This is a genomic window from Rhodococcus olei, from assembly GCF_039540555.1.
GTDB classification, from domain to species: domain Bacteria; phylum Actinomycetota; class Actinomycetes; order Mycobacteriales; family Mycobacteriaceae; genus Rhodococcus_G; species Rhodococcus_G olei.
This window is the reverse complement of the sequence record NZ_BAABFB010000040.1, coordinates 1-23,587: the sequence shown is the minus strand read 5'-3', so window position 1 is coordinate 23,587 and position 23,587 is coordinate 1. Positions and strand designations below refer to the sequence as shown.

The following is a 23,587-nucleotide window of genomic DNA, read 5'->3' as shown; positions in this document are numbered from 1 at the left end:
CTCGGCCGGCACAACCGACGAGAGGACTGCGGCAACCCCGCCTCCGGGGCGAGGTGCGATCCCGCCCGCTCAGCTGTGCGCCGGAGCCAGCGTCTGCGCCAACTGCTTGCGCGCCCGGTGGATTCGCGTCTTCACGGTGGCGACGCTGACCTGCTGGTGCTCGGCGATGTCGGCGTAGGGCAGGTCGGCGAATTCGGCGAGGACGATGGCGACGCGGAAGTCCTCGGGGAGTTGGCCGAGGGCGTGGTGGACGGTGTCGGCGGTGACGACCTGCTCGTCGAAACCGCTGCCGTGGTCGGTGAGGTCGATGCCGGGGGAGTCCTCGTCGTCGAGGCTGGTGGTGAGCTTGCGGCGGCGGACCACCTTGAGTGCGGCGTTGGTGGCGATGCGGTGCAGCCACGTGTTGAAGCGGGCCTCGCCGCGGAACCGGTGCAGGTTCTGCCAGGCCGCGGTCAGCGCCTCCTGCAGCGCGTCCTCGGCGTCGTGGGCGTTGCCGGTGATCTGCAGGCACACGTGCCAGGCGTTGGTGCGGTGCCGCCCCACGAGCTCGGCGAACGCGTGCTGGTCACCCCCACGGCAAGCGGCCAACAGTTCCGCTTCGTCCATCGACTTCCCCCGCGCTCCTTGCATTCTCACCAAACCCCCACATGGCCGTCGGGGATGCTACCCGCAGCCCGCGCACAGCGGGCCACCGTGGGGTCCGGGGTGTCGGTCACAGCAGGTCGTCGCCCGGATAGGGGTCGACGGCGTCGTGGTCCAGGTGCAGTTCGTGCAGGTCGGGTTCGGCGGCCCCGTCGTCGGTGACATCCGGGAGGTCTCCGAAGTCGTCACCGGTGTCGACGGAGTCGTCGTCGAGCCGCGGGTGCTCGCCGTCGTCGACCGGGACGGCCGCGACGTCGTCGCCGGGCGGGAGGTCGTCGTCGCCCTCGAGGAGGTCGTCGTCGACGAGGACGATGCCGTCGTCGTCGGGAACGACCGGGTCGTCGTCCATCTCGGGCACGAGGTCGGCGTCGACCGCCGGCGTCGCCGGGTCCAGCGCGACCGACAGTGCCCGCTCCCACACGTCCTCGGGCACCGGTGGCAGCGCGCCCGCCCCCGACCCCGCGAACAGCGGCTCGTCATCGTTCATCGGTCACCTCGTCGACTCCTCGTATCTCACCGGCGACGCCGCGCGCCGGCATCGCCGTCACCATTGTGCGTCCTCCGCGCCCGATCCCCGCGATCACAGGGCGATGACCGCCGAGCGTTGCTCGCCCGGCGGCACCGGCGCCGGTGCGAGCAGCGCGTCGTCGGGGGCGTCGGTCACCAGCATGTCGAACCCCGAATCGGCCCAGGCGTCCTCGAACTGCTCGATCGGGATCTCCAGCTGATTGCCGTACGGCACACCGGGATCCGACAGGATCACCACCCCGCGCGCGTCGTCGATGCCGGCGACGACGAGGACGTGGTCGGCGGCGTCGTCCTCACCGGCCTCCGCGTCGGGGTGCCAGATCTCCCCGGAGTCGACCATCGCGATCACCCCGTACCCGGCGTCGAGCCGGGCGCGCAGGTCGTCGAGGGAACCGTCCGTGCGGGTGCACGGCACCCCCTGGTCCTCGAGCAGCGTCTCGACCGCGGGCAGCGTCATCCCCTCGCTCGGGTCGTCCATCAGCCCGAGCTCGACGGCGCGGTCGACCAGCTGCTGCGGGTCGGCGATGGTCGCGCCGGTGTACTGGGCGACGACCTGCGCCACCACCGACGGCCCGCAGTACCCGTCGAACTGCTGGTAGAACCAGTCCAGCGTCCACGCGGCCGGATTGCCGTGCACCGCACCGCCCTCGGTGAGGTCGGGGACCTCGTCGCCGACCGCCTCGGCGCCGGTTCCGCCCACGCCCACCGGCGCCTCGTCCGGCGGTGCCGCGAGCGCGGGCAGCGGGTCGGCGGGCGGGATCGACTCCGGCGCGGACTCGTCCACCGCCTGCGCCTCCTCGACGTCCACGTCGGCACCGGACCACGCGGCGCCGGGGCCGTCGTCGAAGTCGTCCATCGTCGGATCCTTCCGGGGAGGTCCGGGTCAGGCCAGGTCGGCGGGGGCGTCGTCGACGACCGGCGGCTCGTAGGTGTCGGCGCCGGCCTGGGTGTGGTAGCTGTCGTCGGCGGGGATCAGCGACTCGAACGTGCTGATGTCGCCGAGCGACCCGACCCCGCTGTCGGCCGAGGTGAGGTACGACTCCTGGCTGCCGTCGTTGTCGTCGTCGGAGCTGATCAGGTCGAACGCGCCGTCGCCGTTGGTGTCGACGAGGGTCGCGTTGACGACGCCGTCCCCGTCGGTGTCGAGGGAGACGGTGTCGAAGCGGCCGTTGCCGTCGCTGTCGACGAGGTGCACGTCCGCCTCGCCGTCCCCGTCGGTGTCGAACTTGCTGCTGGTGATCCGGGCGCCGTCGATCTCGTCCTGGCGGACCGGCTCTCCGGTGGCCGGGTCGTGGTAGGTGACCAGATCGACGGTGCCGTCGTCGTCCAGGTCCTCCGCGACGCGAACCGTGCCGTCGGCGCGGACGGCGGCGGCCGTCTCGTAGGTGCCGTTGAAGTCGGTGTCCTGCTCGACGAGGGTGATCGTGCCGTCCTCGTCGACGTGGGTGATGGTGTCGACGCCGTCGACGCGGGAATGGATGACGTCGACCTTGCCGTCGCGGTCCACGTCGCGGGGGGAGTAGTAGTCGACGGTTCCGTCGACGCCGATGGCCTCGTTGAGCGCGGACCCGGTCTCCGCGGCCGGGGCGGTGTCCGCGGCCGGCGCCGGGGTGGTGTCCGGCTCGATCGGTGCACCCTCCACCTCGACCTCGGTGGTAGTCGTGGCGGTCGAGGTGGTGCTCGTGTAGGTGGCGGTCGCGGGATCACCGGTCACGTCCGCGGTCGCGGTGGTGGTTGCGGTGTCCGTGGACTGGGGGGCGGCGGTGGGGTCGGTCACGGTGGTCTCCTCGGGGGCGGTGTCTGCGGTGGACGCGGCGTCCACGGTGTCTGCGGTGGCCGGGGCGTCTGCGGCGCCCGGGGCGGATGTCGGGGCGCTGCCGACGATCTCGTCGATCTCCACGTCGCTGCCCATGATCTCGTCGATCTCCGCGTCGACGGCGTCCGCGATCGCGTCCAGCTTCTCGTCGGGGCTCAGGTTCGGATCGGCGGCGATGTCGTTGAGCTCGGCCTCGTACTCGGCGAGGTCGGCGTCGGTGTACTGGTCCGGGTTGCTCATCGTCTCGTCCTCACTCGCGCTCTCGTGTGCGTTGTCGAGAGTTGGATGCGGCGGCGCGGTGGAAAGGTTCCCGGCCGCGGCGAGAAACTTCTCCGCGCCCCGGACACGCGAAAGGGGCTGCCGCACCGGATGGTTCGACAGCCCCTCGCGGAAGCGCGCAACGATCAGTTGATCAGACCCGATCGGGCCAGGAACGTCTTGGCGCCGTCGAGTCCCTGGGCACCGCTGTACGACACCATCACCCCGGTCGACGAGTTGCCGTACCAGATCGAGAAGGTGTTGTTGTAGCCCGGTCCGTCGATGTGCGCGGCGGCGGACCGGGCGGTGTCCTCGACCGTCACGTTGGTGGCGACGGCGGTGTTGTTCTGGAATCCCTGACGGATCCCGATCACCCGCTTCTTCGCCTCCTTGGTGTCCACCGAGACGATGATCGACTGGAAGCCACCGTCGGTGATGCCCGCGGTCAGCGCGCTGCCCTGGCGGATCTGGCACTGCAACTGCAGGCCGCCGTTCTCGGTCTCCCCGGACGTCTTGCAGCTCTCCACCTCGGTGCGCAACGCCGGTGGCAGCCCGGCGATCACCGCCTCCTTCGACGCCGGCGCGGTGCCGCCCCCGGTGCCGCCGCCGTCCCCACCGGAGCCCGCCGTCGCGCCGGACTGTCCGCCCGCCACCGCCGCCGCACCCGGATCGGCCGCGAGCTGCTCCGCCGAGTCGTCGCCGAGCGCGTACACGCCGACACCGACCGCCGCCACCACCGCGACGGCGGCGGCGACCAGCGCCCACGTCCGGCCGCGCCCCCGCCCGCCCGCCGCGCCGGGCGCCTCTGTCTCGGGTGGAATGGGCGAAAACTGTTGGGTGGGCGGATCGTAGGACGGCGCCGCCGACGGCGGGTACGGCGGCGTCGTCGAGGCCGGGTACGGCTGCGTCGCCGCGGGCACATACGCCGGGGCGGTGGGTGCCGGCGCGGCGGGCGGCGGACCGCCGAGACCGCGGACGATCGGCGCGGCCGCGGCGATCGCGCCCTGCGCCACCACGGTCTTCGGGTCGTCGAGGGTGGCGATCGGGCCGAGATCGGCGAGTCGCTCGTGCACGATCGGGATGCGCGACGAGCCGCCGGTCAGGTACAGCGCCTCGAGCTGGCCGGGGTCGGTGACCCGCGCGTCGGCGAGTGTCGCCCGGGTGAGGTGGACCGCCTTGTCCAGAGCCGGGGAGATCAGCTCCTCGAACTCCTCGCGGGTGATCTGGAACCGTTCGCTGCGCCCGTCCCCGGTGACGGTGATCGTCGCGGACGGGGCCTCCGACAGCAGTTCCTTGGCACGGCGGATGGAGTCGTCGAGGGCGTACCGGACGTCCATCGGTGCCTGCCGGCGCAGGTGGTCGAGCAGGTCCGGGTCGCGGGCCTCGAGCTGCTGGTCCACCCAGCGGCGGACGAACGCGTCGAAGTTCTTGCCGCCGAGGCCGTTGTCGCCGCGGGCGGCGACCACGTCGAAGGTGCCCGCCTCGTTGGCCTCGAGGACGGCGATGTCGAGGGTGCCGCCGCCGAAGTCGAACACCGCGATCTTGGTGCCCGGGGCGAGGGTGTTCGCCCGTGAGTAGTAGTGCGCGGCGGCCCGCGGTTCGGACACCGTGCGGATCTTCGAGGCGTCCAACCCGAGCCGGGCGGCGGCGTCGAGGAGCACCTGGATCTCCCGCGGCGACCACGCCTCCGGGTGGGTGAGCACCAGCTCCGACGGCGCGGACCCGCCGTGCGCGCCGACCGCGCGCGCCATCACCGACTCGAGCACCGCCGCGACCGGCACCGACGCCGGCAGGTCGTAGCCGTTGACGTTCACCACGCCCTGCGCGACGACCCGCTTCGGGGACGGCATGAACGCGGCCGGGTTCGACTCGGCCCGGTCGGCGGCGACGTCCCCGACCGCGATGCGGTCCGGCGACTCGACGAACACCGACGACGACATCGTGGTGCGGTTGTGGCTCAGCTGCAGCGCCTCCACCGACCCGGACACCGGACCGGTGTGCGCGGCCGCGGTGTTGGAGGTACCGAAGTCGATACCCAGCACCCACTCTCGGGCGGACATGGTTCCCTTCTCGTCGCCGGGTACCCGGGACTGGTTCATCGGTTCGGTCCTTCCTGCTTCCGCCGCGGACGGCGATACGTGCGCGTCGTCGACAGTTGGAGCCCGGGCGCCGGCGAAAGGTTCCCGGCGGTTGCCGACGAACACGCCGCCGCCGCGCACGGGACGTCGGTCAGGCCCGGCCGGTGGGCTGCACGGTGACCCGGCCCGGCGCGAACCCGGCGGCCGTCGCGGCGTCGCGGAGCCCACCGACCCGACCGGGGGTCCAGTCCGCGGGATGCGTCAGCACGAGGGTGTCGGGCCCGGTCACGACCCCGCCCAGCCGCGCCGACGCGACGGCGGCGGCCGACGTGGCGGCGGGCACGATCAGGTCCGGTCGGGGCCGAGCGTCCGGTCCCTGCTCGCCGGCGCCCACCGAAAGCCGGTGCGCGAGGCCCGTTCCGGTGTCGATCAGGCCCGCGGACACCGACCCGTCCGCGAAGTCGATCGTCAACACCAGTGCCCCGCTCATCGCGCCCCTCCGCATCGTCGCCCTCCCGCGGCCGGGAGTCAGGGCGGCATCATTGCATGCCGCGGCCCGGGTGACGCGTCGCCGTGCCGGTCGACGGCCCAGGATCGCGGTGGTGCGCATCACAATTCGCCGGGTGTGTCCGGGTCCGGCGACGTCGTCGCACGGGTCTGCGCCCACCCCGGCCCGGTGTCCGGGCTAGGGTACGGACCGAATCGACGGCGGTGTGGCACGGAAGGGGACGCGTGGACGGGTCCGGAGAGCACGATCGCCCGCCGGCGACGTCCCCGCGTCAGCGAGCCGACGCCCTGCTCGCCTCGATCACCGGGAAGATCCTGCGCCCGTTCGGGCACGACGAGCTCAGCGACCTCGCCGAGCAGCGGGCGTCCGGCGCGGACCAGGTCCGATCCGTGGTGGTCGTCGGCGAGGTGGGTCGCGGCAAGAGCTCCCTGGTCAACGCCGTCGTCGGGAGGCGAGGCGCCAGCCCGGTCGGGGTGGACGTGACCACGTCGACCACGCTCGCGGTCGGGGAGGCGTCCGACGAGTACCCCGACGGCACCGCGCACCTGCTCTTCCCCGGCCGCGGCGAACGGATTCCGCACGCCGACCTCGCCGACTGGGTGACCTGCGAGGGCAACCGCGTCACCGACGCCCGGATCGACGAGCTGCCGACCCGGGCGATCGTCCCCGTCGCCGGGAGCCGGCTCGGCGACGTGACGGTGGTCGACACCCCCGGCGTCGGCGGGCTGGACCCGGGTTACGCGGCGCTGGCGACGACGTCCGCAGCCGAGGCGCGTGTGCTGGTGATCGTGTGCGACGCCGGAAGCCCGATCACGGCGCCGGAGATGGCGTTCGTCAAGGACGCCGGCGCCGGTGTCGAGGCGCTGATCGTCGTGGTCACCAAGACCGACAAGAACGTCCGGCGCTGGAAGCCGATCGTCGCGGAGAACCGGGCGTTGCTGCGCGAGCACCTCGGTCGCGACGTGCCGGTGCTCGCGGTGTCGAGTCTGCGGGCGCTGCTCGCCGCGGAGCTGCCGCCCGGACCGGACCGGGACCGCGCCGAGCAACGGTCCGGCATCGCCGAACTGCGCAGCGTGATCCGCGCGAAACTGGAGGCGGCGGAGGACCTTCCGGCCGCGAACGGGTTGCGGACCGCGGTCGGGGGACTGCGGGCACTCGACGCCGAGATGGGCGCGCAGATCGACGCCCTCACCCTGGGCGAGCAGGTCATCCCCGGACTCACCGAGCAGCTCGCGGAGCTGCAGGACCTCAAGGACCATTCCCAGCAGTGGGAGCAGTACCTGCAGCGGGACCTGACCCTGATCCGGCAGGAGGCGACGGACGAACTCGACCGCCGCCTGGACGCCGTCCGGGACAAGTGGACGACGCGGATCAACAAGAGCGGGATGGCCGTGCTCCGGAAGAACCCGCAGCACTTCACCGCCGAGATGGAGCGCGACTTCCAGGGCGCGATGGCGGCGTCGATCACCGTCTTCCTGGACCGGTTGCACGGCACCATCGTCGCGCCCCGATTCGATTCGGAGGTGGTGTGGAACGAGATTCACCACCAGGTCACCGCCACCCTGTCCAACCGCTCCCTCGAGACGCACCGGGTCGCCGGGAAGCGGCAGGGCCTGCTGGACCCGTCGATGCTCACGATGGGTGTGATGGGGTCGTCGATGATCGGCGGTCTGATCGGGGTCAGCACCGTCGTCGGCGTCGGGGCCGTCGTGGGTGTGGCGTGGGTCGGGTTCAACCTCGGGTTCCGGGCGATGCGGGCCGGCAAGACGAACCTGCTGTCCTGGATGCGGGAGACCACCGCCACCACCAAGACCACCACCGCCCGGATGCTCGAATCCGCGCTCGCCCTGGCGCGCCCGGAGATCGTCATCCGGTACCGCGACCACCTGAGGACCTCGATCGAGCACCTGCAGAAGCAGATCAAGGAGGCCGAGGACCTCGCCCGCACCGACAAGGCGACCCGCGAGAAGAAGCTCGGACGCCTCGAAGGCAACCGGAAGGTCGTGGTGAACAACATCGCCCGGGCCGAAGCGCTGATCGCGGAACTCACCGGCACCGCGGGGGGTGCGCGGTGACCGCCCCGCCGCTCGATCCGGTCCGGGCGAGCCTGGACCGGGCCCTGCACGCGCTCGCCGCACTCGGACCCGAACCCGCCGCCCACGCCAACCGGATCGGCGCGATCCTGTGGTCGCCGCCGCGCATCGTGGTCGTCGGACGCCTCAAGGCGGGCAAGTCCACCCTGGTGAACGCGCTGGTCGGGGCCGCGGTCGCCGAGACCGCCGCGCTCGAGGCCACCAGCGTCGTCTCGGTCTACCAGGACGGCGCGCCGGCCCGGGTCGAGGCGGTGCTCCGCGACGGCGCCCGCCGCCCCGTCGACACCGTCCGCGGGCAGGTCGTCGCGCTCCCGGTGCCCGCCGACGAGATCGCCTACCTGCACCGCTGGCTGCCCTCGGCGGCGATCCGGGACCACACCCTCGTCGACACGCCCGGTCTCGCCACCCTGACCGCCGAGAACGAGGCCCGCACCCGCCGCGTGCTGATCGACGGGTTCGAGCAGACCCGGACCGCGTCCGTCGACGCCGACGCGGCGGTGTTCCTGTTCGACTCCACCCCGCGCGCCGACGAGGTCGAGTTCCTGCGGCAACTCGGCTTCACCCCGCTGACCACGCTCGGGGTGCTCTCGCGCGCCGACGGATTCGGGGAGGGCGCCCTCGGTGACCGGGACCCGCTCGACCACGCCGCCGAGCACGCGGTCACCCTCGCGCGGCGGCTGCGCGGCACCGTGATGACGGTGCTGCCGATCGCCGGACTGCTCGCGGAGACCTCGCACACCGGCGCGCTCACCGAGGCCGACGCCCGAGCGCTCGCGGACCTCGGCGCGCTCGCCCCGCTGGACCTGATCGACCTGCTGGACTCGGACGGCACCGACTCCGGCGAGGCGCAGGTCCGCGGCCGGCTCCTCGACCTGCTCGGCGAGTACGGCATGGTCCACGGCCGCGCGGTCGCGGCCCGGGGTGCGGCCGCGCTGAACGACTGGCTCGTCGTGAAATCCGGTGTCCCGCAGCTGCGCCGCGTCCTCGCTCGGCATCTCGGTGCGTTCGCCGCGGTGCACCGGGCCGGCCGGATCGTGCGTGAACTCGACCGACTCGCCTACACCCATCCCGCCCGCGAGCAGATCCGCGCCATCGTCGGCGCCCTGCGGGCGGACCCCGCGCTGCGCACCGTCGTCCTCTTCGACCACCTCGGGGCGATGCTCGACGCCGACCCGGCCTCGCCGGTGACCGACGAGTTGCGCCGCCTGCTCGAACACCCCACCGCCGCAGGCGGGCTCGGGCTCCCGCCGCAGGCGACCGCCGACCAGGTGCGGGCCGAGGCGCACCGCAAACTGTCCTGGGCCCAGGCACAGCAGCTGTCGACGATGACCGCCGCCGAGGACGCGGCCCTGGTCGCCCTGATCCACACCTACGGACTGCTCGCCCGCGGCATGTGAGCCACACCACGATCGGCGGGGCCGGGAACCTTGCCCGCGGCTCGGGGCATCCAATCCCCGACACCATCCCGCCGGCCCGAGCGCGGCGCGGGAGCGACGAAAGGACCACCGAGGTGCGCGGGACGAATGTGATGGCGACGACATGGATGCCACGGGCTGCGGCCGTGCTGTGCGCGGGCGTGCTGCTCGCCGGATGCGGCGGCACCGACGAACCGAAGGCCGGTTCCGGCGGCGACAGCGCCCCGACCGTCGAGGCCGCCGCGCTGGACACCGGCAGCTACCCGACCAGCCCGGCCCCCGAGTTCGGCCGGGCCACCACCGACAACATCATCGAGGTCGAGGGCCAGCGGCTCGCCGAGTTCACCGTCGCACCTTTCGAGATCGACCCCGAACTGACCTCCGGCAAGATGCCGACGATGGTGATGCGCAGCGGCAAGAACCTCGGTGTGGTGATCGGCAATGCCGCCGGCGACATCGCCCACAAGCACTCGATGCTCTACGGCTACGTCACCACCGCGGCCACCAACACCCCGAACGTCACCGACCCGTCCCGGTCGGTCGTCAACGCGGTGCTGCGGTTCGGCAACCCCGAGGACGCCGCCGCGACCGCCCGCGAGATCCAGACCCAGCTCACTACCGTCGACGACGGGGCGGGGATCGCGACGGCGCAGACGATCGACGTGCTGCCCAACACCCTCGTCACGACCCGCGAGACCGCGTCCGGCGCGGGCCCGACCGTGTCCGTCAACGCCCTGACCCCGCACGGCGACTACCTGCTCTACACCTGGGCGCAGGCGCCGACCGGGCAGAAGGACTGGACCGCGAAGACGATCGCGAAGGCGGTCAGCCTGCAGAGCCCGCTGATCGACAAGTTCCCCGCGCAGCCGACCAAGGAGCAGAACGGCGGCACGTCCGCCGAGTTCCCGGTGGTCGACCAGGACAAGATCCTGATCTACGCGATCCCGGAACAGGATGCCCAGGCCAAGCTCGGCGACGACATGGCCGCCTACGGTCCCCGCGGCATGGCGCACCGGTCGACGAATCCGCCGCTGACGTACCGGGTCCTCACCGAGACCGGGTCCGAGCACAACGCGGTGGCCAAGACCACCGTCTACCGCGCGCAGGACGATGCGGGCGCCCGCACCATCGCCGACGAGTTCGCGAACGATCTTGCCGCCCAGGGCTTCACCGCGGCCCCGTCCCCGCAGGGGCTGCCGGACGCGACGTGCGTCACCAAGGACACGGTGCGCGGCACGGAGATCTACTGCATGGTGGTCAACGGTCGCTACGTCGGCGAGGCGTCCGGTCTCGACGACAAGAAGGACGTCGACCAGCAGATCTCCGCGCAGTACCTGATCCTCGAGCAGGCCGACCAGAACGTCTGACCGGTCAGAACAGCGTCGGCTCCGCCAGCGCCCCGGTCCGCGCCTCGTGCAGGCGCGCGGCCCAGCGTTCGACGAGCCAGCGTTCGACGAGTTCGGGGCGGGTGTGGGCCCGGTCGGCCCAGGAGTTCAGGACCTCGACGTAGCGGTTGTAGCGGCGGAGGGTGAAGCCGGTGACGGCGGGGTTCTCCAGCCAGCCCTGGTGGATCAGCGTGGACACGCCGTGCTGGTCGACCAGCTGCACGCGGCCCGCCTCGGTGGTGGCGCCGACCGCCCACAGGTAGGCGGCCATCAGCACGACACCGACACCCGGGGTGTCCGGCCAGCCGGACCACGACCCGGTCGGCACCTCGGGCAGGCGCTTGCGCTTCGCGCAGTGGTCGAGGACCGCCGTGATCGTCGCCAGCGGGTCGACACCCTTGGGGGCGTGCGGGTTCCGGACGTCGGGAAACCGGCGCCGGACCTGCCGGCTGGCGTGGCCGCTCTGCCACGCCGCGCACAGGTACAGCAGGCCGAGCGCGTCGGGGCCGCCGGCGACGAGGTCGCTGCCCAGGCGCAGGTCGTTGCGCAGCACCGTCGCCCGGCCGCCGGAGACGACGCGGCCGTCGAGGTCGCGGCCCTTGAGCCGGATCTCCTGCTCGTCGCGTTCGAGGTGACGGTTCCACCAGTCCAGGTCGACGGTCGCGCCGTCGTCGAGGACGTGCAGCTCGTACGACCGGGTGCTGCACCACAGCACACAGTCCTCGGGTGGCTCGAAACCCTCGTCGAACGGATGCATGCCGCTCATGATGACAGCGGGCGGCGGCGGGATCGGGGAGGCGCGACGGCCGCCCCCGCTACGACGCCTCGAACCGCGCCTCCACGTCGGCGGCGATCGTGATCCGGTCGGGTTCGAGGACCAGTTCGGGGCCCTCGTCGGGGGCGGCGTCCATCGGCAGCGCCGCCGCGCGCAGCATCGGGCCCCCCATCGGCGCGCCGGGGGAGGGCGGCAGGCCGAGCATGCCGGGGTCGGCGATCGCGACCGCGTGAAAGGTGCTGTAGCCCAGGCTCTTCGTGTAGCCCTTCGCCTTGGCGAGGGCGTCGCGGACCGCGAGGTCGCGGACCGTCGCCAGCCGCCGGGCCTGCGCCTTGCGGGTGATCCACCAGCGCAGGTGCGCGACGGTGACCGCGTCGACCTCCGCGACCCGGTTCACGAACGGTCCGACGGCGCGGAAGTCGGTGAACGTCACCGTGATCGACGCCGACGACGAGTACACCCACGGCCGTTTCTTGCCGTCCCGGTTGAACGGGCGGTGCCTGCCGTGCCGCACCTGGTCGAGGGACCACCGCTTGACCGGGGTGTGCGCGTGCTCCCGCAGCGCCGTCACCAGGTCCGTGACCGTGGTGACCGCCGCCGCGACCGGGTCCGCCGCCTCCTCGCGGGCCGCGCCGTCGGCGTGCACCCGCAGCACCACCGTGCAGCGGTTCGGGACGAAGTCGCGCTCGGCGTGGCCGGTGACGGTGATCGTCACGGATCGAGGAGTCATGCGGGCAGTGTGCCAGGCGCGCCCGACGTGCGGGGCGCGCCGGGCGCGATCGTCGGCGTCCCGTCACCGCGTCCCGTCACCGCGTCCCGTCACCGCGTCCCGGCGACCACCGGCAGCGACGAATCGCGGTGCAGCGAGAAGAAGTACGGGGCGGGCGACCCACGCAGGTCCATCCAGCCGATGACGGTGTCGTCGTCGACGCGCCGGAACACGTCGTTGATCGGGTGGGCGTCGTAGATCATCGTCGCCGTGTCCACCCCGCGGAACCGGGTGGTCCGCAGCCGTGCCCGCGGCCGGCGGGTCTCGACGAGCCGCCGGCCCACGCTCACGAGCCGCGACAGGTCACGCCCCTCCGGCGACGGGCGCACGGGGCTCGTCAACAGGCCGAACCAGATCCGCTTCGGATCCAGTGCCCACAGCGCCCGCCCGTCCGCGGTCGGGAACAGCAGCGGGTGCACCGTCTCGGTGTCCACGAACTGCTTGCCCCACCAGCCGCTGGCGTCGAGCACCCCGTCCATCGGGTGCCCGGTGCGCAGTTCCGCGCCGCGCCACGTCCCGATCATGAAGTCCGGGTCGGCGGGCGCGGCGTCGTCGAACACGGCCCGCGCCTCGTCGACCGACGCGCGTCGCTCGGCGATGATCCGTTCGGCCACGGTCATCGCTGCCTCCTCGGCCGTCCGTCGTGGACGTCCCGCACGGGAATCTCCCGCACCGGGCGCGGCGGGAGGGACCGGAAGTCAGGCGAGGAGGTCCTGGTACTCCGTGTTCTGGGCGACGAACTTCTCCACGTACGAGCACGAGGTGGCGATCTGCACGCCGTCCGCCCGGGAGGAGTCCAGCGCGGCGGAGACCAGCTTGCCGGCCAGGCCCTGACCGCGGAACGCGGGATCGGTGACGGTGTGGTCGAAGTCGCGGACGTTGCCGGTCACCGTGTAGTCGGCGTGCCCCGCGAGGGTGCCGTCGACGTGGATCTCGAAACGGTTCTGCTCCGGCTTGTGCTCGATGGTGTGCGCCACGGCCTGGGTCCCTTCGTCGCTCGATCGCCCCGCACGCTACCCGGGCAGGGCATTGCAGCTTTCAACCACCCGAGCGCGCTCGGGTATTCCGCGACGCCTTCTCCCGCCTCCCGCCGCCCGCACGGCCGTCGGACGCCGACGGCGACCCGCGTCAGTTCAGCAGTTCGCGGATGTCCTCGGCGGTCAGCGCGGTGGTGAACGCGCCGCCCTCGTCGACGACGGAGGAGAACAGGTCCGACTTGCGGGACTTGAGCGCCATCACCTTCTCCTCGATGGTGTCCTTGGCGATCAGCCGGTACACCATCACGTTGCGGGTCTGCCCGATCCGGTGCGTGCGGTCCACGGCCTGCGCCTCGGTCGCCGGGTTCCACCACGGGTCGAGCAGGAAGCAGTAGTCGGCCTCGGTGAGGTTCAGCCCGAAACCGCCGGCCTTGAGGCTGATCAGGAACACCGGCGCGTCCCCGGTCTTGAAGTCGTCCAGCACCTTCCCGCGGCCGCGGGTGCTGCCGTCCAGGTAGGCGTACGCGATGCCCTCCGCGTCCAGGCGGCGGCGCACCCGGTCCAGGAAGCCGGTGAACTGGCTGAACACCAGGGCACGGTGCCCGCCGGCGACGACGTCCTCGAGCTGCTCGAGCAGCGCGTCGACCTTCGCCGACCCGACCGCGGCGTGCTCGTCGTCGACGAGCGCCGGGTCGAGGCTGAGCTGCCGCAGCACCGTCAGCGACCGCAGGATCGTGAAGCGGTTCGAGTCGAGATCGTCGACGAGGCCGAGGATCTTCTGCCGTTCCCGCTGCAGCCGGGTGTCGTAGAGCGTGCGGTGCCGCGGCGACAGCTCCACCTCGAGCACCTGCTCCTGCTTCGGCGGCAGGTCCGCGGCCACCTGCTCCTTGGTGCGCCGCAGCATCAGCGGCCGGATCCGGCGGCGCAGCTGCCCGAGAAGTTCGGCGTCGCCGTTCTTCTCGATCGGCGCCCGGTAGTACTCCTGGAACCGGGTCGGGTTCGGGAACAGGCCGGGCGCGGTGATCGACAGCAGCGACCACAGTTCCATCAGCGTGTTCTCCAGCGGGGTGCCGGAGATCGCGATCTTCGTCGGCGCCTCGATCCGGCGCATCGCCTGGTACGCCTTGGACCGGTGGTTCTTCACGAACTGCGCCTCGTCGAGCAGCAGCATCGACCACCGCTGCGCCTGGTACTCGTCGTCGTCGAGCCGGGCCAGGGTGTACGACGTGACGACGACGTCCGCGCCGTCGATCGACTCGGCCAGCGCCGCACCGCGTTTCGCCGCCGTCTCCGTCACGGTGACCACCCGCAGGTGCGGCGCGAACCGCGCCGCCTCCGACGCCCAGTTCGCGACCACCGACGTCGGCGCCACGATCAGCACCGGCGGGTCGGTGGGGTTCGACTCTCGCGCATGGCAGATCAGCCCCAGCGACTGCACCGTCTTGCCGAGACCCATGTCGTCGGCGAGGATCCCGCCGAGCCGGTTCGACCACAGGAACGCCAGCCAGCGGAATCCGTCGAGCTGATACGGACGCAGCGTCGCCTGCAGCGTCGCGGGCGGGTCGAGGTCGGCGGTCCCGGTCAGGTCCAGCAGACCCTGCACCTGCTCGCGCCACTGCGCGGCCTGCTGCTCGACGACGCCGAGCGCCGCCAGCTCCTCCCACAGTCCGGCCTGGAACCGGCTCAGCCGCAGCCGGTTCGGATCCTGCTCGTGCAGCTCCCGCGCCTCGGTGATCAGGTCCTTGAGCCGCTGCAGCTCCGGTTTGTCCAACGACAGGTACGCCCCGTCCGGCAGCAGCAGGTGCGACTCGCCGGCGCTGAGGGCGGCGAAGACGTCCTTGAACGGCACCGGCCGGTCCTCGACGCGGACCGTGATCTCGAGGTCGAACCAGTCGCCGTCGTCGGTGGCCTCGGTGCCGACCCCGATCTGCAGCGACTCCCCGGCGTCGCGGTAGTCGGCCGGGGTGCCGGTCACCCGGACCTGCACGTCGTCGCGGCCGCGCAGCAGCGGCAGCAACTCGCCGGTCAGCCGTGCGGTGTCGAGGCCGTGCACCGCCAGCCGCGGGTGCGGGCGGGCGTCGGGCCCGGCGCGCAGGCCGTAGTTCTGCAGCGGCACGTCGAGTCCCGCGAACAGCGCCCGTTCCCGGTCCGGGTCGCGGAACGCCGAGGTGGTCGCGGCGTCGAGGGCGACCAGCTGCTCGGCGCCGTCGATGCGGTACCGCAGCGACCACGCCAGGTCGGCGCGGTGACCGGGGGAGAAGGCCACGTCGAGCACGAGGTCGGGGCCCTCCACGGTCGGCGGGGTGAACTCGCCGCCGACCGACCGGACCGTCGCCGCGCGCCGTAGGCGCGGGTAGTACGCGGCCGCGAACCGGTCGGCCTCCTGCTCCGGCACCGTCACCGACGCGTTCCCGATCACCAGGTCCTGCATCGCGCGCGGCGCCTGACCGGTGAGCCGGGCCATCCGGAACGGCCACTGGTCGGGGTCCGGACCGGGGCGGTCGCCGGGCCGCAGGTACAGCACTCCGTGCGGGTTCGCGCCGAAGAAGCCGAGGACGGTCACCGGGCGCCCGGCGTCGTCGGTGTGGATCGACGGGGTCAGCTCGAGACCGTCGCCGGTCCGGTCGACGTCGACGACCAGCTCCGCCCGCTCGGGCCGCGGCACCGCGCCCATCCCCTTGCGGGCGTACACGAATTCGATTCCGGCGCCGACCATCTCGTCCAGCAGTGACCACAGTCGCGGCGCGCTCACCGACGTCAGGTCGATGTCCTTCTCGTTGCCGTAGCCGTACTGGTTGTGCCGGCCCGCCCGGTACGTCGACAACAGTTCCGACAGCAGCAGCACCTGCGCCGGATCGGCGTCGGGGAGGTGCCCGAGCTGCGTCCAGGTCATGTTGCCGTTGACCCACCCGGACTTGCCGGGGCGCACCAGACGCGCGCCGAGCCCCCACCGGTCCGAGCGCGGCCCCCGCGTCAACGCCAACTGCACACCGAGCGGCGTCCCCGCCGCGGCGGCCTCCGCGGCGGGGAGGGCGGCGTCGAGGATCGACTCCCAACTCGGCTCCGCCTCCGCCGGCTCCGCGGCGGCCGACTCGAACAGCACCACCGTCAACGCCACCACGTGCTTGCAGTTCATCCGGACCGGGCACGAGCACCGGCCGAACCGGAAGTCCAGCTCCTCGCCGTTCGCCTGGAAATGGGCGACCGCCTGGTACGACTCGGTGCCCTCGACCGTCCCGACCGCCATCAGCTCGTCCGGGTACCAGTCGATGCCCGCGACCGCCCCCGAGCGGGCGTAGCGGGAGCCGCGGCTGTACGCACCCTGCCCGACGACCCGGGCCACCGAGGCGAGGGTGTGCGCGAGCTGGGTGTCGGAGATCATGCATCGACGGTACCGGGGCTCGCGCGGGCCCCTGGTCAGGCGCCCGCGCTCACCCGAGCGTCACCGGGTGGAAGTACAGGGCCGTGTCGGTCTCCTCGATCCGCACGTCCACCGTGTCCCCGACACTCAGGTGGTCGTCGACGTCGATCCGGGAGCTCGACCCGAGCGCCGCCCGCACCGATCGCGCCGGAATCAGCCCCTGCCGGCCGTCCGGGGCGATCGCGAGTGCGTACCGGCGGCCGGTGCTGGTGACGCGGGCGTAGACGGTCGCCTCGTCCGGGCGCGGCGCGACCTCGTGCTGCGGCGGCGCGGTCTGCCGGTCGAGCTCGGCGGCCAACAGGTCCGCCATGGTGTCGACGTTGTCGAGGAGCTCCGCCATCCTCCGCGCCACGTCCCGGTGAAAGTCGTTCGGTTTCAAGGCCTTGCCGGGCTTGTACATGTCCTCGTGGGTGAGCTCGCCCCAGGCGTCCTGCAGTCGCGTCTTGACCTGGACCTCGACCTTCACGGCCAGGTCGCCGTCGTGGGTCGCGACGTTGACCAGCAGCACCGCGTGAAACGCGCGGTACCCGCTGTCCTTGGGGTGGGTGACGTAGTCGGTCGGGGGCTGCGCGAAACGCACCGAGCACTTCGGTGACGTGCACGCCTCCTGCAGCTTGCCGGTGAACGCCGCCAGATCGCGCGGGGTCTTGCACAGCACCTTGACGCCGATCAGGTCGTGCACCGCCGCGGCCACCTCGTCGGGCGTCGTCGGCCGTGCGATCTGTCCGGCCGCCACCTTGCGGAGGATCTTGTCGACCGCCCGCGCCCGATCCTTGATCCGGGCCGACTCCGCATTCAGACGGTCCCGATCGAGATCCTCGAGCACCGAGTCGGCGAGTGTCTCGAGAAACGTCTGGGCCGTCACCAGCGCCGCCGCCCACGCGCGTTCGCGCTGGTCGTACAGCTGGTCGACCAGCGTGGCGACGGTGTCCGGCCTCTTCGTCCTCCGCATGGATCCTCGATGTGCCGCGGGTGCGTCCGCGGCTCAGCTCGGGTCGTCGAACAGTGACTGGTCTCCCGGGTCGGTGAACAGTTCCCTCCGCCGTGCCGGCGGCACCGACCCCGGGGGCAGCAGCTCGCCGTGCTGCACCTCGATCACGTCCGGATCGTCGTCGACGAGCGCGTCGAGCCGGCCACCGAACCGCGCCGCGAAGTGGGCGTCGACGGTCCGCGCGAACGCGAACAGCTGCTGCAACGTGTCGATCAGGTGCTGCGGCACGTACGGGTTCGCCAGCACCACCGCCCACACGTCGACGTGGTCGCCGGCGAGGGTGAACTTCAGGTGCGGCCAGCGCCGGTTCAGGTCCGCGAGCAGCTCGGTGGCGCGGGTCCGGTTGCTGACGTCCCGCACCAGCGGCACCCGCACCTGCACCTCGCCGCCGTCGAGATGCGGGCCGACGAACCCGATCAGCGGACCGATCGCCAGCATGAAGTCGTCGGTGCCCTCGTCGTCGCCCGCCGGCTCGTCGAACAGCTCCGACAGCGTCAACGCGACCAGCTCGTACAGGTGCGCGTCGTCGCGGGGCGTCACCGCGGCCGCCAGGTCGACCCCGAACGGCTCGTCGTCGGCCTCCGTCGCGGGTTCGAGCGGGAACTGTTCGAGCCCCCCGAACGCCTCCGCGCGCAGGAACGACGGATGCGGCACCGACCACACCTCCCGGAACACCGACACGGCCATCGCCGCCAACTGATCGGCCCAGTTCACGGCCTTGTCGACGAAGAATGCCGGCGACCCGGCATCCGGTTCGTCGTCGGGCAGCCGGGTGGGGCGGTGCCAGCCGAGCTGCACCAGGCGCTCCTCGTCGGCCTCCGACAGCCAGTGCCGCGGCTCCAGGTAGGCGTTCGACGGCACCTCGCAGCGCACCTGCCCGTCACCCCACGCGAGGAACTGCACGCACGGCACGAAACCCTCGACGCTCGACTCCTCACCCAGCTCCAACGCCAGCAGGTCGTCCTCCTGCATCGTCACGATCACGTCCGCGAGCCGCTGCTGATGGTCGGACCAGGCGCGATCGACGCTGGTGTCGAAGTCCTCGAACTCGGACATGGTCCCCCCAATCCGTCGCGTCGCTGTCGAGTCCACGCTATCGCGGTCAGCGGCCGGTCGCTCGGAGCCGGGCAGGGTGTTCGGCCTCGGATTTCCGGCGGGCCGGAACCGGACGCCGCGCGGCCGCGTCCAATACGGTGAACCGTCCGGAAACAGGGGGTGTGGCATGCGTGTCGCAGCAGCAGTCGCGGCGTGCTGCGCCACGCTGGTCGCCGCCGGTTGCGGCACCCGGGCCGTGGACGGGCAGGCCGACCCGGTCGGCGTGGCGGCGGGGGAGCCGACGTTCAGTCCCTGCGACGACATACCGGACGAGGCCTTGAGGCAGATCGGTGTCGATCCGACTACCGAGTCGCGCGACATCCTCGGGGTCGAGCAGCCAGGTTGGAAGATCTGTGGCTGGTCGGGTGACCGTTATTCGGTGAGCGTGCTCGCTGCGCCACACACCCTGGACGACGTGCGCTCGAGCAACGAGAACACGGACTTTACCGCCGTGGAGATCGATGGGCGGTCCGGAGTTCGATATCGCAAAGTTGCCGACAATGAAGGTAAGCGTTGTGACCTCGCGATTCCTTCCGGCAGTGGCGTTGTCCTGCTATTCGTCCGGTTTAGGACGTTGGTGGGCCCTCTCGATTTGCTGGAGCCATGTGAAATCGCGACACAAGCCGTGCGTGATCTTAGTTCCGTAATCCCGCAGTGACAGGCCTAGGTGTGATGACGGAAGCGCTGAACGGTATGGATTGGACGCGGATCGCCGCCCAGGTCAATGCGGGCACTGTGTACCTAGAGCCAGGTGTAGCGGCACGATGCGCACAACATTGCGCCGACTTGGTCGGCAAATTGGACGCGCTGGTACCAGTCGTGGACAGCCTCTCGGAGGTTGGAGGGCTGGGCACTTTCCCGTCCGGGGTCGCGCTGGCGGCCAAGTTCGGGCGCAAGGCGTCGGGTGGGGCGTATCCGATGGATCGGGCGCTGGCCGATCACATCGAGGTGGTGCAGCAGATGCAGCAGGTGTTCGAGAAGATCGAGGCGATGTACGGGGCCGCGGACGAGTCCGCGGCGCAGGGGATCGCGAGCGCGGGCGACGGGTTCTGACGAACCGGGCCGACGAGGGGGACGCGAGATGGGCATGCCGAGTCTGGACGAGATGACGGCGTCGTTGCGGCGGTTCGCCGACGGAGTCGTCGACACCGCGGGCGACGCCGGTCTCGCGGCGATCGAGATGGTCACCGGACGGGACCTGGTCGCGGAGAAGTGGGCGCGGAACGCGGCGGACTACGGCAACTTCACGCGCGCGAGCCTCCGCGACGAACAGGCCGTGCTCGGCGGGCAGTTCACCGGTGGCTGGGATCCGCAGGAGTTCGTCGAGGAGAGTTTCGACTCGATGTCCCACGAGTCGATCGTGGCGTCCGTGCAGCAGATGAACCCCACGGCCGTCGCCGCGAGCGCGCACGGGTGGACCGCGATCGGTGCCGCACTGTCGGAGGCACTCGGCGACTTCAAGGCCGCGATCGTCGGTGAGATCGGCGCGGGCTGGGAGGGGGTCGGCGCGGACAGTGCCCGGGACGCGACACGCACCTATGTCGCGGCGTCGGACCAGTTGGCGCTCGCCGGGAGGCTGGTCGGCTCGAAGGTCGCCGAGGCCACCACCGGGATCACCCAGGTGAAGGTGATGGTGCCGCCCGTCGAACACCCGTCGATCCTCGACACCGCGGCCAACGCCGTTCCCGTCCCCGGTCTTTTCAAGGCCCTGATGCACGAACGCAACGAGGCACGCGAGCGGGCCGTGCAGGTCATGAAGACCGTGTACACCCCGGTCATGCGGGAGGCCGACACCCGCGTGCCGACGCTGCCGTCACCGCCGCGGGCCCCCGGATCGACCGCACCCGCGACACCCGGCGGCGCGAGCAGGGACAGCTCAGGTGGGTTCGCCACCGGGGTGGGCGACCGAACCACCGGGTACGTCGCGCCGGGCAACACCGAGCGTCTCGCCGGTCCGAGCACAGTCGACGGCGCAGGGAGTCCGGCGCCGGTCGCGGACAGCCCCGGGGTCGACCCCCTCGACCCGAACGCGGTGGACGCGACCGGCCCGGATCCGGCCGCGGATTCCCCACTCCCACAACCCGATCCGTCGTCGATCTGGACCCGCCCCGCGGGCGCCGCCGAGTCCGGGACCGGAACACCGGGCGCCGGGCAGGCGTCCGCTGGCCCGGGGTCGCCGTTCGGTTCCGGGTCCGGCGGCCCGGCGGGTGCCGGCAACCACGCCGGGACGGGTGCCGGCGGCGGCAGCCATGCAGGTGCGGGCGGCGGGATCGCGTCGTCCGGCGGCTCCGGACCCTACGGCGGGAGCGGCGGCCACCGAGGCGCGGTCGCCGGGATACCGGTCGGGTCCGCGCCCCGCGGCGGAGCCGGCCTGTCCGGATCGGGTGGCTCGGGTGGCGGACCCGGGGCGTCCGGGTCGGGCGGAGGAGCCGGTGTGTCCGGGGCGGCGTCGGGTGCGCCGGGCAAACCCGGCGCCCCGGCCGCCGGCATGGTGCCCGCCGGAGCCCGCGGCCGGGAGGACGGCGACACCGAACACACCACTCCCGGCTACCTCGTCACCGTCGACAACGGCAACGACCTCGTCGGCACCCTGCCGCTGGTGGCGCCGCCGGTGCTCGGGGCCTGAGGCGCCGACCCGCTGGTGCCGCCGGTGGCCGGGGCGCCGAGGTGGGTCGACCGCCCCGCGCGTAGGGCTCGGCCACGGGCCGCCGGGTCGATCGCGCCGCTGCTCGCGCCGTTTTGCGCGGGGCGCGGGTGCCCGCCTCATTCGCCGGCACCGGCCGTCGCGGCGAGGCGTTTCGACCACCTCGGGCGGGGCGCCGGCATGTACGAGCTCGACGGCACCCCGCCGCCGGCCACGCCGCACGAGCTCGTCCCGTAGGAGATCGTCGGCGCGACCGGCGCGGTCAGGTGAGGATCGCGCCCGGGTTGAGGATGCCGTCCGGGTCGAGCGCCGTCTTGATCCGGCGAGTCAGGTCCATCACGTCCGGGCCGAGCTGCTCGGGCAGCCAGTCCCGCTTCAGCCGCCCGACCCCGTGCTCACCGGTGATGGTGCCGCCCAACCCGATCGCCAGATCCATCACCTCACCGAACGCCCGCTGCGCGCGCCGCACCTCGTCCTGATCGTCCGGGTCGAACACGATCAGCGGATGGGTGTTGCCGTCCCCGGCGTGCGCGACCACGCAGATCCGCACCGCGCAGTCCGCGGCGATCTTCTCGACCCCGGAGATCAGCGTCGGCAGCGCCTGCATCGGCACCCCGACGTCCTCGAGCAGCAGCGACCCCAACGCCTGCACCGCCGGGAACACCGCGCGGCGGGCCGCGGTGAACGCCTCGCCCTCCGCCGGGTCGTCGGTCGCGAACACCTCCGTCGCGCCGCAGGATTCGCAGGCCGCGACCATCGCCGCGATCTCCTGCTCCGCGGCCGCGCCGGGTGCGTCGGACTGCGCGAGCAGCATCGCCTGGGCCGACCGGTCCAGGCCCATCCGCATCGCGTCCTCCACCGCGCCGATCGACGCCTGATCCATGAACTCGAGCATCGCCGGCCGCATCGTGCGGGTGATCGCGAGCACCGCGTCCACGGCCTGCTCGACCGTCGGGAACGACGCGACCATCGTCGACGCCGGCGGCTGCGCCGGAATCAGCTTCAGCGTGATCTCGGTGATCACGCCGAGGGTGCCCTCGCTGCCGACGAACAGCTTCGTCAGCGACAACCCGGCCACGTCCTTGAGCCGCGGGCCACCGAGCCGCACCGCGGTGCCGTCCGCGAGGACCACCTCCAGTCCGAGCACGTAGTCGGTGGTGACGCCGTACTTGACGCAACACAGCCCACCGGCGTTGGTGGCGGCGTTGCCGCCGATCGAGCAGATCTCGAACGACGACGGATCCGGCGGATACCACAGGCCGTGTTCGGCGGCGGCCTTCTTGACCTCCGCGTTCAGCAGGCCCGGCTGCACGACCGCGGTCCGCGTCACCGGGTCGACGGTGATCGCACGCATCTTCTCGGTGGACAGCACGATCCCGCCGTCCACCGCCGACGAGCCGCCGGACAGCCCCGACCCGGCGCCGCGCGGCACCACCGGAACGCCGTGCGCCGACGCCCACCGCAGCACCGCCTGCACGTCCGCGGTGCACGTCGCGCGGACGACCGCGAGCGGGGTGCCGGCGTTCGGGTCGGCGGCCCAGTCCTGGCGGTAGCCGGCGACGACATCCGGGTCGGTGAGCAGCGCGCCGGCCGGGAGCGTGGCGGCCAGATCGTCGAGGAGGTCGGAATCGATCGTCATGAACCCATCATTCGCCACCGCCGCGCCCGCGACCACGAGGCTCGCCCGCTGAGTGAGCGGGATGCGGTGCCCGCGTTCGTCGCCGCACATCACCGGGGCGACCCGGTGCGGGGACTCGGGCCGGGCAGCGGGTCCGGACGGCTCGACCGGGTGGTGCACCCCGAGACGGGCCTGGTCCCGCTCCGTGTGCCCGGCGTTCGCGTTCGGCCGGACACAGCGGCTCGCCGCGGGTGAGTGCCTTCGGACCGGCTCTGGCGCAGAACGCCTCGTCGCCGGCTGCAGCGGTGCGTGCCGACCCCGGCCGCGACCGCCCGGTGGTTGCGTTTCGGGGCGTCCGGGCGGGTGATCGTGACGACCCGGATGTGTCCCGTTGGATGTCGCCGGCGCAGCCGCCGGCCGTCCCGCACGAGGAAGCGGGGGCAGCACGCGCCGCACCCACGTCCAGGTGTGGTGGACGTTCCGGTCCCGGTGCACCACCGAAAGTGCAGGTGGTGCGGCCGCGGGTACCAGAAGACAGGTATGGCACCGGGTATATCTGCGCATGTCACCGGGT

Annotated in this window: 20 protein-coding genes; 6 read left to right on the top strand and 14 right to left on the bottom strand. The window is 72.3% G+C overall.

Annotated features, from left to right (window positions below; translation table 11 throughout):
- Positions 1 to 69 precede the first annotated feature (69 nt).
- The 6 genes from ABD951_RS12455 to ABD951_RS12430 form a co-directional block, all read right to left on the bottom strand.
- On the bottom strand, positions 70 to 606 hold the full coding sequence (locus ABD951_RS12455; protein ID WP_345345178.1) for an RNA polymerase sigma factor: 537 nt from the start codon (positions 604 to 606) through the stop codon (positions 70 to 72).
- A 106-nt stretch (positions 607 to 712) separates the two neighbouring features.
- Positions 713 to 1,129 (bottom strand): hypothetical protein, encoded by a 417-nt coding sequence (locus tag ABD951_RS12450; protein WP_345345176.1) that lies wholly within the window; start codon positions 1,127 to 1,129, stop codon positions 713 to 715.
- A gap of 93 nt (positions 1,130 to 1,222) precedes the next feature.
- The gene (locus ABD951_RS12445) at positions 1,223 to 2,026 is read right to left on the bottom strand and encodes a C39 family peptidase (RefSeq protein WP_345345174.1); all 804 of its coding nucleotides are present in this window, start codon (positions 2,024 to 2,026) and stop codon (positions 1,223 to 1,225) included.
- Between the two features lie 27 nt (positions 2,027 to 2,053).
- Complete coding sequence (locus ABD951_RS12440) at positions 2,054 to 3,226, bottom strand: hypothetical protein (RefSeq protein ID WP_345345172.1); 1,173 nt, start codon at positions 3,224 to 3,226, stop codon at positions 2,054 to 2,056.
- 164 nt (positions 3,227 to 3,390) lie between these two features.
- Positions 3,391 to 5,343: an Hsp70 family protein gene (locus ABD951_RS12435; RefSeq protein WP_345345170.1), complete on the bottom strand. Its 1,953-nt coding sequence runs from the start codon at positions 5,341 to 5,343 to the stop codon at positions 3,391 to 3,393.
- Between the two features lie 130 nt (positions 5,344 to 5,473).
- Entirely contained in the window at positions 5,474 to 5,812 is a 339-nt protein-coding gene (locus ABD951_RS12430) for a hypothetical protein (RefSeq protein ID WP_345345168.1), read from the bottom strand.
- Positions 5,813 to 6,054: 242 nt separating this feature from the next.
- Here ABD951_RS12430 and ABD951_RS12425 point away from each other — a divergent pair, with 242 nt between their 5' ends.
- The 3 genes from ABD951_RS12425 to ABD951_RS12415 all read left to right on the top strand — a co-directional run bounded on the left by ABD951_RS12425 (position 6,055) and on the right by ABD951_RS12415 (position 10,705).
- Positions 6,055 to 7,905 carry a dynamin family protein gene (locus ABD951_RS12425; protein WP_345345166.1) on the top strand — a complete coding sequence of 617 codons (1,851 nt, stop codon included), beginning with the start codon at positions 6,055 to 6,057 and terminating at the stop codon, positions 7,903 to 7,905.
- Positions 7,902 to 9,320 (top strand): GTPase, encoded by a 1,419-nt coding sequence (locus ABD951_RS12420; protein WP_345345164.1) that lies wholly within the window; start codon positions 7,902 to 7,904, stop codon positions 9,318 to 9,320. Before ABD951_RS12425 ends, ABD951_RS12420 begins: the two co-directional genes overlap by 4 nt.
- A gap of 113 nt (positions 9,321 to 9,433) precedes the next feature.
- Positions 9,434 to 10,705, top strand: coding sequence for a DUF7373 family lipoprotein (locus tag ABD951_RS12415; RefSeq protein WP_345345162.1), 1,272 nt, complete (start codon positions 9,434 to 9,436; stop codon positions 10,703 to 10,705).
- Between the two features lie 4 nt (positions 10,706 to 10,709).
- Here the strand turns inward: ABD951_RS12415 and ABD951_RS12410 are convergent, their stop codons facing one another.
- The 7 genes from ABD951_RS12410 to ABD951_RS12380 form a co-directional block, all read right to left on the bottom strand.
- Entirely contained in the window at positions 10,710 to 11,480 is a 771-nt protein-coding gene (locus ABD951_RS12410; RefSeq protein ID WP_345345276.1) for an 8-oxoguanine DNA glycosylase OGG fold protein, read from the bottom strand.
- Positions 11,481 to 11,538: 58 nt separating this feature from the next.
- The gene (locus ABD951_RS12405; protein ID WP_345345160.1) at positions 11,539 to 12,228 is read right to left on the bottom strand and encodes an SIMPL domain-containing protein; all 690 of its coding nucleotides are present in this window, start codon (positions 12,226 to 12,228) and stop codon (positions 11,539 to 11,541) included.
- Positions 12,229 to 12,317: 89 nt separating this feature from the next.
- Positions 12,318 to 12,887 carry a DUF4334 domain-containing protein gene (locus tag ABD951_RS12400; protein ID WP_345345158.1) on the bottom strand — a complete coding sequence of 190 codons (570 nt, stop codon included), beginning with the start codon at positions 12,885 to 12,887 and terminating at the stop codon, positions 12,318 to 12,320.
- A 78-nt stretch (positions 12,888 to 12,965) separates the two neighbouring features.
- On the bottom strand, positions 12,966 to 13,244 hold the full coding sequence (locus tag ABD951_RS12395) for a GNAT family N-acetyltransferase (RefSeq protein ID WP_345345156.1): 279 nt from the start codon (positions 13,242 to 13,244) through the stop codon (positions 12,966 to 12,968).
- Positions 13,245 to 13,395: 151 nt separating this feature from the next.
- On the bottom strand, positions 13,396 to 16,626 hold the full coding sequence (locus tag ABD951_RS12390; protein ID WP_345345154.1) for a DEAD/DEAH box helicase: 3,231 nt from the start codon (positions 16,624 to 16,626) through the stop codon (positions 13,396 to 13,398).
- 49 nt (positions 16,627 to 16,675) lie between these two features.
- Positions 16,676 to 17,617 (bottom strand): GTP pyrophosphokinase, encoded by a 942-nt coding sequence (locus ABD951_RS12385; RefSeq protein ID WP_345345152.1) that lies wholly within the window; start codon positions 17,615 to 17,617, stop codon positions 16,676 to 16,678.
- A gap of 33 nt (positions 17,618 to 17,650) precedes the next feature.
- The gene (locus ABD951_RS12380) at positions 17,651 to 18,712 is read right to left on the bottom strand and encodes a TY-Chap domain-containing protein (protein WP_345345150.1); all 1,062 of its coding nucleotides are present in this window, start codon (positions 18,710 to 18,712) and stop codon (positions 17,651 to 17,653) included.
- Positions 18,713 to 18,878: 166 nt separating this feature from the next.
- On the opposite strand from ABD951_RS12380, the gene ABD951_RS12375 reads away from it, so the two are divergent.
- The 3 genes from ABD951_RS12375 (at position 18,879) to ABD951_RS12365 (ending at position 21,377) form a co-directional block, all read left to right on the top strand.
- Positions 18,879 to 19,409 carry a DUF3558 domain-containing protein gene (locus ABD951_RS12375; protein WP_345345148.1) on the top strand — a complete coding sequence of 177 codons (531 nt, stop codon included), beginning with the start codon at positions 18,879 to 18,881 and terminating at the stop codon, positions 19,407 to 19,409.
- 161 nt (positions 19,410 to 19,570) lie between these two features.
- Positions 19,571 to 19,804 carry a hypothetical protein gene (locus tag ABD951_RS12370; RefSeq protein WP_345345146.1) on the top strand — a complete coding sequence of 78 codons (234 nt, stop codon included), beginning with the start codon at positions 19,571 to 19,573 and terminating at the stop codon, positions 19,802 to 19,804.
- A 28-nt stretch (positions 19,805 to 19,832) separates the two neighbouring features.
- On the top strand, positions 19,833 to 21,377 hold the full coding sequence (locus ABD951_RS12365) for a hypothetical protein (protein WP_345345144.1): 1,545 nt from the start codon (positions 19,833 to 19,835) through the stop codon (positions 21,375 to 21,377).
- Positions 21,378 to 21,657: 280 nt separating this feature from the next.
- Here the strand turns inward: ABD951_RS12365 and ABD951_RS12360 are convergent, their stop codons facing one another.
- Positions 21,658 to 23,034 carry an FAD-binding oxidoreductase gene (locus ABD951_RS12360; protein ID WP_345345142.1) on the bottom strand — a complete coding sequence of 459 codons (1,377 nt, stop codon included), beginning with the start codon at positions 23,032 to 23,034 and terminating at the stop codon, positions 21,658 to 21,660.
- Between the last annotated feature and the right edge of the window lie 553 nt (positions 23,035 to 23,587).